This is a genomic window from Thiohalorhabdus sp. Cl-TMA (genome assembly GCF_041821045.1).
Lineage (GTDB): Bacteria > Pseudomonadota > Gammaproteobacteria > Thiohalorhabdales > Thiohalorhabdaceae > Thiohalorhabdus > Thiohalorhabdus methylotropha.
Genome location: NZ_JBGUAW010000023.1, coordinates 1 through 9,463 on the forward strand (window position 1 = coordinate 1; position 9,463 = coordinate 9,463).

A 9,463-nucleotide genomic window follows, 5' to 3' on the forward strand; every position below is an offset into this window, starting at 1 on the left:
CGAAGCCTGAGGAGCCCCCAAAGCCCGTTTACTTCTCAAGGCCTGCTGACTGTCCAACGGAATGGGTCCACCCCAGTAGTCCCGCTTGAAGGTTTTGACGAAGGCCTCGGCCATCCCGTTGCTCTGCGGACTCTGGACTGGCGTCCGAGGAATGACGAGGCCCAGCTCTTTGCCGAATGCAACCGTATTGGCGGCTATGTATATGTAGCCTGCCCCATTGTCACTGAGCCATTCGATGGGACTGGGGGCCCGCGCAACCGGCCCGAACCGGTGCTCCAGGCTGGCAACCATCAGGTCCCGTACCAGGTCCCCATCAATGCCCTTGGTGGTGGCCACAAAGCTCATGGCCTCCCGGTCGCAGCAGTCCAGGCTGAAGGCCACACTAACCCGCTCGCCGTTGTCGCAGCCGATCTCGAAGCCGTCGGAGCACCACCGTTGGTCGCTGCGGGGCACAGCAATCCGGCCATCGTGAGTCCGCTCCGGGCGCGGGGTTGCATGCCGCATCAGCAGCAACCCTGCGTCTCGCATCGCTCGATAGATGGCCTTGTGGTTGGCCCGAGAGCCGCCTTCGACGCGCCGCTGCCGATTCACCAGGGCCTGAACCCGCCGATAGCCGTAGGTTGGGCGATGATCAATGACAGCCCGAATATCGGCGAGCAGCGCCTCATCCTTGCCATGGCACCACCGACGGCTGTCTTCCCACGCAGCGGGCTGATTCCGCCTCCGGATGACATTGGGTCGCGCAACGCCCAAAACGCCACACACGCGAGCCACCGGGAATCGCCCTCCGGCGGCCAAGGCGAACGCGAGAGCAACTTTTTTCTCTGGGCGACCTCCAGCGCCTCTTTCAGAATCTCGGCTTCCTGCGTCTTCTTGCCGAGCATGCGCTGGGGACCTCGGATCTGTTTCTCGAGCTGGGTAACCTGGGAAGCCTGCCCCTCGTCCCCGGTCTTCACGGAAGCCAGGGCGACTTCGCGATACAGCTTGCGCCATTTGAACAGCAGGTTGGGCGCCGCCCCATTCAGCCGGGCAACGTAAGAAACGCTCATCCCCGGCTCATAGGTGGTCTCCACCATCTACAGTTTCTTCGCCACCGTGTAACGGCGACGACGGTCCGGCCCTACGACCTCTACCTGGTTCATAGCACTAGTCTTATCCACGGTGATAGCCCTATCTCTTAATTAGGTTATTCACCGTGCCCGCAATTCATGGGGGCTAGTTCATGATGTTCCGAGACACATGCCCTCGTTTGGAAGAGTAAAAGTAAGGCGAAACATGCCCCAACCAACCCGGAAATAGACCGGAAACCGAACCGGAAGTTTTACCGGAATTCTGGCCGGAATGTTATCCGGAAGTTTTACCGGAATATTGATAGGAAACTGGTCTGGAATATCTACCGGAAAACCCAGGCGGAAATTTCTATGATAATTTTTTAAAAACAGCATCTTATAAGCATAGTGGCTTTGCGCGAACCGGAAATAGATACGGAAATCAGTCCGGAATTTTTTTCGGAAGTCGGACCGGAAGTTGGACCGGAAGTCGGACCGGAAGTCGGACCGGAAGTTGGACCGGAAATGGAACCGAATAGTCCCATGATTTGGCTCCCTCGGTGACTGGCCCAGGGATCCGGTCGGCATGAGCGGCTCGCCTTGAAGGTCCGTTGGAGCGGTCATAAAGCCGCTTTTTGAAGAGTTCGGGGCTTTAGAAACGTGTCACGTTTCTCGTTCCGCATTAACATGTCACGTTTGCAGTAACGGGGGGAAGACCTTCCAAAACATCTTTCTTTGGTGGACCCACCGGAAACCGGCATTCGAGGCCAGCCACTCGATTGCGCACTCCAGTGCATCTCCTTGAGATGGCGTTTCGGTGCGAAGTTGTTCAGACAATAGGCAAAACCAGGAAACAACCTTCTTCAGGGGGGGCGGGGAACTTGCTTGGCCAAAACGCGGCGGTGCTAGGGGAGAGCGGAAAAGGAAATTAGGGCGTAGATTGAGCAACGCCGCGGTGCCCTATTTGGACCGGTCGAACCGGAGATGCTCGGGGCTTTGTTCCACACGCTCGGTCTCGGCCGGGTCCGCGGCGACCTGTACCTGTCCCCGGCCCGCCTGCCGGCGGCCGTAATGGGCTTTGTGGGTTTCGGTCACCCGATGCCCCATGAGGGCCGCGATCTCTTTACCGGATAGCCCGGAATGTTTCGCATCCGCGGTGAACTGATGGCGGGTGGAATACAGGGTGATCCGGTTGCGTTGTCTACGCGGCCAGAGCACCAGCCCGACCTGGTAAAGGCGTACCCGGCAGTGTTTATAAGCCCGGTCAAAAGATTCGGATTGGACGGCGAGGTTGAGGTTGTCGAGAAAGGCCCACAGCAGCTTGCGCACCTCCGGATCGGTGATATGGAGATGACGCTCCGGTCCGTGGCTGCGTCCACCGGTGTTCTTGGCGTTGGCCACCACCAGGGTTTCCCCGTCCAGACGGGCGTTCGCCCATTCCGTGGGCCGTAGTCCCGTGAAGAGTCCGGCGGCGAACCACTGGGCGAGCAGCCGATCCCAGGCGCCTCGGCCCTGCTCAAGGTAGTTCAAAAGCTTGCGGGCATCGTCGGGATGCACCTTTTTGGCCTTCTTGGCCGAGGTCCGGCGGGTCTTCGTTCGCCGGGTCGAGCTGTTTCCGGTGTTCTGGGTCCCGCGCAGCGCTTCGGCGGAGAGACCGTGCCCCGCTTCCTCCAGCACCAGGGCGAAAGCCGCCTTGTAATAACGGAACGTGGCGGGGCTGTAGGCCTCCCGGAGGGTGGTGGTCGCCCAGTCCACCACCGCCCCCGCATCCGCCGGGTCGGGATAGGCGGCCTCTCTGAGGAATCGATCAAGGAGAGACCGGCCCTTCTCCCGGTAGTCCGCGACGGTTCGCTCGGTTCGTTGGCTCATCCTTTATCCTCGTAAAGGTTCGGTATGCTTCTAGACATCATGTTTTGACCTGCCCGTCCTCAAGCCGCGTGAGTTACGGTTTGAGGACATTAACCAGACCGCAGAGCCACCTTGAGGAGGGCAGGGGTGATCGATGTTACCAGGGACGCCATCGAGATCGAGATGACGACGGCCAACGCCGGGCGGGGAGTTCTTCAACCATCGGATTATCCGGCCTTTATCGGGCTGGACGTGCACAAGAACACCATCGCCATCTCCGTGGCGCGGGCGGGCCGCGACGGCCCGGAATCCTGGGGGGAGATCAGCAACAAGCCCCAAAAGGTCGCCAAGCTCGTGGAACGCCTTGCGGGCGAGTTCGGCGGCGAGGTCCTGCTGTTCGCCTACGAGGCCGGGCCTTGCGGCTATGGGCTGTACCGCCAGCTTTTGGGCCTGGGCCAGGACTGCCAAGTGGTGGCGCCGTCGAAGATCCCGCAACAGCCCGGGGATCGGATCAAAACCGACCGTCGCGACGCCCACAAGTTGGCCCGGGCACTGCGCAGCGGCGACCTGACCCCGGTTTGGGTGCCCGATACCGAGCAGGAGGCCATGCGCGATCTGACCCGGGCGCGGGACGACATCAAGGCCCAACAGCGCAAGGCCCGCCAGCAACTGAGCGCCTTCGTGCTGCGCCACGGCCATCACTGGCCCACGCACAAGAACCGCTGGAGCCAGGCCCAATACAACTGGTTAGAGAGCCTCCGACTCGATCACGATTTCCAGCAAGTCGTCCTGCAGGAGTATATCGATGCGGTAAAGGCGGCGGATCAGCGGGTGGCCGATCTGACCGCGGAGATGGAGCGGATGCTGCCGCAGTGGTCATTGGCACCCGTGGTGGATTCCCTGGTGGCCCTGCGGGGGATCGACAAGCTCGCCGCCATGGTCTTGCTGGCGGAGCTAGGCGACATCAGCCGCTTTGATGCGCCCAAGCAGCTCATGGCCTTCCTCGGCCTAGTGCCGAGCGAGCACAGCAGCGGCGGAAAGCGGCGCCAAGGCGGCATCACGAAAACCGGCAACGGGCATGCGCGGCGCATGCTCATCGAATCCGCCTGGAGCTACCGGTTTCCGACCCGGCAGACGGACCATCTGAAGCGCAAAGGGGCCTCCGCCTCGGAGGAAGCCCAGGCTATCGCCTGGCGGGCCCAGAAACGACTTTGCGGCCGCTACCAAACGCTGCTGCAGTCGGGCAAAAACACCAAACAAACCACCACGGCGGTGGCCCGGGAGCTAGTGGGCTTTATCTGGGATATCGCCTGCCGGGAGATGGCCCGGACAACCCCGGCACCCTGCGGCTAAGCAAACCGGGCCCCGGAGCAACCGTAACGAGTCACAACCCCGGAAGGAGGCAGCAGGTGCGTTGGGCAGGGTACGGCCGGCCGGTGAGGAGAACCCTTGGGACAACTATACCGGCATTGGCCCTTTCGACTGATCCCCGAGCGGGCAGTCTGAGTCGATGACCCCTGCTGCTAGAGAAAGGCCAGCTCCGCGACGCAGTGAGGTCCGGTGGTAACCAACCCACGCATATCAGATTGATCCACCGTCGCAGCCTGCCCGGCCGTGCCCTGACCCAACGCACTTGGCCCGCCACCGGAGGGAGTACGGATATCTATCGGCAGTGCCGTCTTTGACAAGTCAAAACATATCAGAACGTGGCGTCGGAAAAGCCGTACTTCCGGCACGACTCCTTCGCCGGGAAGCCGGATTCGGCCTCCTTCAGAATGCGGAGGCAATCTACGCCTCGCTGAACTACTTCTTTTTCCCCGTCTGCCTTCTGGGGGGTTAAGCGGACTCTGCTAAGAAACTGTTGTGCTGGAGATTGGGGAGCAGGTCACCTTGCACGAGGATACGGTGTGGCGGGTGGAGCGTTTGGTTGGGGATGCGTTGGAGTGGTCTGGGTAGGCGGGGGAGGGCGTAGCTCGCTGTAAGGGCGAGCACTCTTTTGCTAGCATTGCTGGCATAAAAGAGGTGTGATCGCCATGGCGAATTTGACCATTCGGAACCTGGATGACGAGGTAAAGGCCCGGCTAATGTCTGGCCTCGGGTGATTGTCTCCCTCCCCGGAGCCTGATGTATTTTGAGGCGCGGTCGGTGATTGAGTACCTGTTGGAGGAGATTGAGGCTTGAGCACGCCCCTCCATGACAATGCCACCACCACGCCTCGGATTCGACGCTATATCCAGGAGTCCGACAAGGGTAACACCAAGCTGGTCCGGGAGCTGGGCCTGTCCGAGACTGCCCGGCCCGCAAGTGGAAGCGGCGCCAGACAGTGGAAGACGGCTCCCATGTGCCGCACCGGATTCCGACAACCATGGCCCCGGAGACCGAGGCCATCCTCGTGGAGCTGCAGGAGCTGTTCCTGCTGCCCGTAGATGACCTGCTCCGAGTGGGCCGGGATTTCCTGGACGCGAGCCTGTCCCGGTCGACCCTGCTGCGCTGCCTGAAGCGCAACGGGGTCAATAATCTGAAGGCGTTGCGGGCCCAGCAGCTGGGCGAATCGGCGGAAACCACCAAGCGCCGCAAGACCTTCAAGGACTACGAACCGGGCTTCGTCGGCCCGTCGACATCAAGTACCTGCGAGCGGCTGCCCGAGGAGTCCGACCGCTGTTTCCTGTTCGCGGCCATCGACCGGGCCAGCAAGTGGGTCTACTTCGAGATCCGCGATGACCGCAAGGCGGCGACGGCACGCACGTTCGTGACCAACTTGATCCGGCGGGCGCCGTTTCGGATCACCCACCTGCTGACGGACAACGGGCTACCTGAGATGTCAATGGCGGCATGAGGGCATACCTCCCCGTCAACGCGAAGTCGGGATTTCGCGCCGGAGCTTTGCTTGCGAAAGCACCTGGCGACGTCCGCTTTGTACCCAAAGACCCTGCTAACCATAGTGACAGGGGTCCGCCGCAGGGGCGGCCCGACTGGGCTTAACACAGCATAAGGTCCTGGCGGACGGGCATGAGCATTATCTACGGGATCCCAGTGGGTCCCACGACTCGGTTGCACGATGTCCCACCGCCAGGCAACGCGACCTCATGGGGCCGCCGCGATACTCGGTGCCCTGTTTCACCAGGGCATGCGCCACCCGGGCCAGTTTGACCGCTACGGCGGTATGCGCCTTACGGCGCAGGTCTCGGTTGGTTGGGTCGGCCGCGATATAGCGGTCATATTTGGCGCGGAAGCTATTCTCCCGCTGCCGGATAGCCACCGTGGCGGCGAGCCAGTACGCGGCGCGGAGGCGGGCATTGCCGCGTTTGGCCAGGTGTTGTTCGCCGCGCCGGTTGCCGCTTTGCACCGTGGCCAGGTTAAAGCCACAGAATTTCAAGTACTGCCGATGGTGGTGGAAGCGGCGCAAGTCGCCGCTCTCCGCCAGAATCGTTAACGCAATGATGGGGCCGCAGCCCGGCAAGGTGCGCAGGATTCGGAAATCGGGGTGGTCCGCCAGCGCGCCGTCGGCCTGCTTTTCGAGCTGATCCCGCTACTCAGTCAGGTCAAAAAACCGCTGCAACTGCAGCCGGAACGCCACCACGGCCAGACCATTGGGGTCCACGGGCAGCCCCACGCTCTGGGACGCCGCGTCATAGACTTCCCCCAGCAGGCGCTCCTTGGGCACCTTGCTGGCCAGCAGGGACCAGCCCCGCTCGAGGAACGCCTCCCGGGACAGCGCCGTGATCGTTCCGGGGGTGGGAAAGGCCTGCAGCACCCGGCAAAACCACTTGGACCGCGTACTGGCGCTGAAGAAAAACCGCTCCAGCTCCGGGAAAAACAGGGCCAGGTAAGGATTGATGGCCGGCTGTGTCGACACCGGGTCCGGGCCTGGCTGACCTGGTAATAGGTATTGGCCAGCTCCTGGATGTCCAGGTAGCCCGCAAGCAGCGGATCATGGAACGGCTCCGTGAGGCCCTGCGCCAACAGGTGCACGACCACCCGGGCATCCTTGCGGTCGTTTTTGTCCCAACTGTTAAAGAGCGCGTCTCGCACCCGGGCGCAGGCCAGCGAGGAGGCCAGATGGACCTCGAAGCCCGCCCGAGCCAGGGCATAGGCAATGGGGCGGTGGAAGTCCGCAGTGGGCTCCAACCCCACCCGAACCGGCCCCTGTTGCCGATGCAGAAACTCGATAAGGCGCTGGTACTCGGGCGCCGTATTGGGGACCGTATAGTTCCGGCGACGCTCCCCGGGCCATTGCACACACACCTCATGGAACCGCTTGGCGACATCGATTCCGACCAGAAGGCAATCAGGCGTAGGATGGTGCTTGCCAGTCATCGTCCAAGGCTCCTCGATTGTATGGCCGTACAATCCGAGCATAGCCCCCAAGGCGATGGCTGGTTTTGCGTCCTACCTCCGATTCCATAGGTACTACGAGGCGGCTTTCACGGACCGGCTGAACCGCCCGCAGGGCGAGCCCTCCGGGAAGCACCCAGTGGACCAGCTGTGTGCCGATCAGGGCATCGCCCACCGGCTCATCCCGCCCCGCCAGCCAGAGACCAATGGCCTGGTGGAGCGCTTCAACGGTCGCATCAGCGAGGTGCTAGCATCGGTCCACCTCCGCAACCGCGAAGAGCTTGAGGCGACCCTGGAGTGCTATCGGCGCCTGTACAACGACCAGATTCCCCAGAAGAATCTGGGCGCCCGGACCCCGGTCGAGGTCCTCAAGGCCTACTACGAGTCAAGCCCCGACCGCTTCTGGAGGAAGCCACACAATCCTCCGAGTCCCGACAGCTAAAGATCGAGGCCGCCCGGCATGGGCGCTCCATGGAGGAAGAGATCCGGCACATACTACGGCAGGCTGTTGCCCAACCTCCCCGGGAGCAGGGGCTGGGAAGCCGGATCGCGGAGCGGTTCCGAGGTCTGGGGGGCTGTGAGCTGCCACCCCCCGGGCGCCAGGAGACGCCCCGCTCGCCGGACTTCCGTACGTGATCGTTCTCGATACCAACGTCATTTCGGAGCTAATGCGCCCGGCCCCGATACGAGTTATAGTCAAATCTGGTATATGGGCGATTCTGGTCAGGCGACGTCCCAGCTGTCCTCCTGCTTGTCGGTGGTTTCCTCGCCATCCTGGAACGGCGTGCCCGCGTAGACCTTCGGCAGCTCCCGGAAGCCCCGCAGCCGGCGCCAGCGCTTTTGGGCGCTCTGGCCGAGCTTGAACACCAGCGCCATAATCGTCTCCCGGGAAACAAAGCCCCGGTTCTTGTCGGTGCGCAGCCGGACGGTGACGAAGGTCGATTCGATCGGATTCGTGGTCCGGATGGACTGCCAGTGCGCCGCCGGGAAATCGTAGAAGGCGAGCAGGGATTCCCGGTCCTGGGCCAGGCAGTCGGTGGCCTTGGGGTATTTGGCCTCATAGGCCGCCAGGAAGTCCTCGAAGGCGCGCTCCGCCTCCTCCCGGGTCGGTGCCATCCAGATCGCCTGTAGGTCGCCCTTGGCTTTCTTTTGCAGGCTCTTGGGCAGCTTGTTCAGCACATTGGCGGTCTTGTGCACCCAGCACCGCTGGTGGCGGGTGGCGCCGAAGACCTTGGCCAATGCCTTCCAGAAACCGAGGGCGCCGTCGCCGATGGCTAGCCTCGGGGCCTCGCCCAGGCGCTGCCGGTCTCGAAGCCGCACTAACAGCTCCGTCCAGCTCTGCTCCGACTCGCGGACCCCGTCGTCGATGGCGACGAACTCCTTGGTGCCGTCCTCCCGGACGCCGATGATCACCAGCAGGCATTGGCGCTCGGCCTCGGCGCGGAGGTTGAAATAGATCCCATCCGCCTGCCCCAGTACACATAACGGCGGTCACGCAGGTCCCGCTCCCGCCAGGCCGCGTGCTCGGTCTCCCAGTCGCGCTTGAGGTGGCTGATGGTGGCCGGGGATAGGCCGCCCGCGTCCTCGCCCAACAGGGCCTGCAGGGCCTCCTGGAAGTCCCCGGTGGAGATCCCCTTCAGGTAGAGCCAGGGGGGCAGCTCCTCCATGGACCGGGTGCGCAGGTAGGGCGGCAGCAGCCCCGAGTGGAAGCGGATGCCGCTCCCGGTCCGGTCGCGTACCTTGGGCACCTGCACCTGCACCTGCACTGGCACCTCGCCGATCCCGGTCTGCACCGTGCGCTCGGGCTGGTAGCCATTGCGCACCACCGCCTGGCGGCCGTCCGGCAACTGCACGTCCCGGTATTGCTCCAGGAAGGTCGCTAGCTCCGCCTCCACGGCCTGCTTGATCAGATCCCGGGCGCCCCGGCGCAGCAGCTTGGTCAGCGGATCCTCCGCCTCGCCCACCGGCATCGGCGCCTCGTTCCGGGTACCTTGGCCCATCGGCGTATCCTCCAATGGCTGGGATGGGTTTGCTTGGTCGCTGTCCATTCCAGCCGGATACGTCGCCTACCTCAAGTCCCGCTCATACACCACTTTTGATCATAGCTCCAGCTTCAGTCCAAGGTGGGCGAGCTGCAGATGGAGAGTAACCGGTATCTATGGCCTGCTTCCGTTTTGCAAGCCACCGGGTTTGGAGGAGGGACGGGTTGCGCCAATCTATTCGGCCTCTTG

8 protein-coding genes and 2 pseudogenes are annotated in these 9,463 nt (G+C 62.8%); 5 read left to right on the plus strand and 5 right to left on the minus strand.

The genetic code is table 11. From position 1 onward, the window contains the following. The 3 genes from ACERLL_RS17550 to ACERLL_RS17560 form a co-directional block, all read right to left on the minus strand. On the minus strand, positions 1–660 hold a 660-nt coding region (locus ACERLL_RS17550; RefSeq protein ID WP_373657401.1), incomplete at its 3' end, for an IS3 family transposase. Further along, on the minus strand, positions 588–1,076 hold the full coding sequence (locus tag ACERLL_RS17555) for a transposase (protein WP_373657397.1): 489 nt from the start codon (positions 1,074–1,076) through the stop codon (positions 588–590). The genes ACERLL_RS17550 and ACERLL_RS17555, both read right to left, overlap by 73 nt. A gap of 933 nt (positions 1,077–2,009) precedes the next feature. Next, a complete protein-coding gene (locus ACERLL_RS17560) occupies positions 2,010–2,918 on the minus strand; it encodes a site-specific integrase (RefSeq protein ID WP_373657398.1) in 909 nt (302 codons plus the stop codon). 162 nt (positions 2,919–3,080) lie between these two features. Here ACERLL_RS17560 and ACERLL_RS17565 point away from each other — a divergent pair, with 162 nt between their 5' ends. The 3 genes from ACERLL_RS17565 (at position 3,081) to ACERLL_RS17575 (ending at position 5,733) form a co-directional block, all read left to right on the plus strand. Then, positions 3,081–4,250: an IS110 family RNA-guided transposase gene (locus ACERLL_RS17565; protein WP_373657402.1), complete on the plus strand. Its 1,170-nt coding sequence runs from the start codon at positions 3,081–3,083 to the stop codon at positions 4,248–4,250. A gap of 680 nt (positions 4,251–4,930) precedes the next feature. Continuing rightward, positions 4,931–4,999: a FitA-like ribbon-helix-helix domain-containing protein gene (locus tag ACERLL_RS17570; RefSeq protein ID WP_373657403.1), complete on the plus strand. Its 69-nt coding sequence runs from the start codon at positions 4,931–4,933 to the stop codon at positions 4,997–4,999. 263 nt (positions 5,000–5,262) lie between these two features. Next, positions 5,263–5,733 (plus strand): hypothetical protein, encoded by a 471-nt coding sequence (locus tag ACERLL_RS17575; RefSeq protein ID WP_373657399.1) that lies wholly within the window; start codon positions 5,263–5,265, stop codon positions 5,731–5,733. A 184-nt stretch (positions 5,734–5,917) separates the two neighbouring features. Here ACERLL_RS17575 and ACERLL_RS17580 read toward each other — a convergent pair. Beyond that, a pseudogene (locus tag ACERLL_RS17580) lies at positions 5,918–7,214 on the minus strand (IS110 family RNA-guided transposase). Positions 7,215–7,371: 157 nt separating this feature from the next. Here ACERLL_RS17580 and ACERLL_RS17585 point away from each other — a divergent pair. Both ACERLL_RS17585 and ACERLL_RS17590 read left to right on the plus strand, forming a co-directional pair. Beyond that, a complete protein-coding gene (locus ACERLL_RS17585) occupies positions 7,372–7,674 on the plus strand; it encodes an integrase core domain-containing protein (protein ID WP_373657400.1) in 303 nt (100 codons plus the stop codon). Between the two features lie 2 nt (positions 7,675–7,676). Beyond that, on the plus strand, positions 7,677–7,868 hold the full coding sequence (locus ACERLL_RS17590; protein ID WP_373657404.1) for a FitA-like ribbon-helix-helix domain-containing protein: 192 nt from the start codon (positions 7,677–7,679) through the stop codon (positions 7,866–7,868). A gap of 87 nt (positions 7,869–7,955) precedes the next feature. Here ACERLL_RS17590 and ACERLL_RS17595 read toward each other — a convergent pair. Then, a pseudogene (locus ACERLL_RS17595) lies at positions 7,956–9,232 on the minus strand (IS256 family transposase). Positions 9,233–9,463 lie beyond the last annotated feature (231 nt).

What these genes read in the sequence shown, in the direction of transcription:
- ACERLL_RS17560 (WP_373657398.1), bottom strand. Translation starts at nt 2,918, where the DNA reads ATGAGCCAACGAACCGAGCGAACCGTCGCGGACTACCGGGAGAAGGGC.
- ACERLL_RS17565 (WP_373657402.1), top strand. Translation starts at nt 3,081, where the DNA reads ATGACGACGGCCAACGCCGGGCGGGGAGTTCTTCAACCATCGGATTAT.
- ACERLL_RS17575 (WP_373657399.1), top strand. Translation starts at nt 5,263, where the DNA reads ATGGCCCCGGAGACCGAGGCCATCCTCGTGGAGCTGCAGGAGCTGTTC.
- ACERLL_RS17555 (WP_373657397.1), bottom strand. Translation starts at nt 1,076, where the DNA reads ATGGTGGAGACCACCTATGAGCCGGGGATGAGCGTTTCTTACGTTGCC.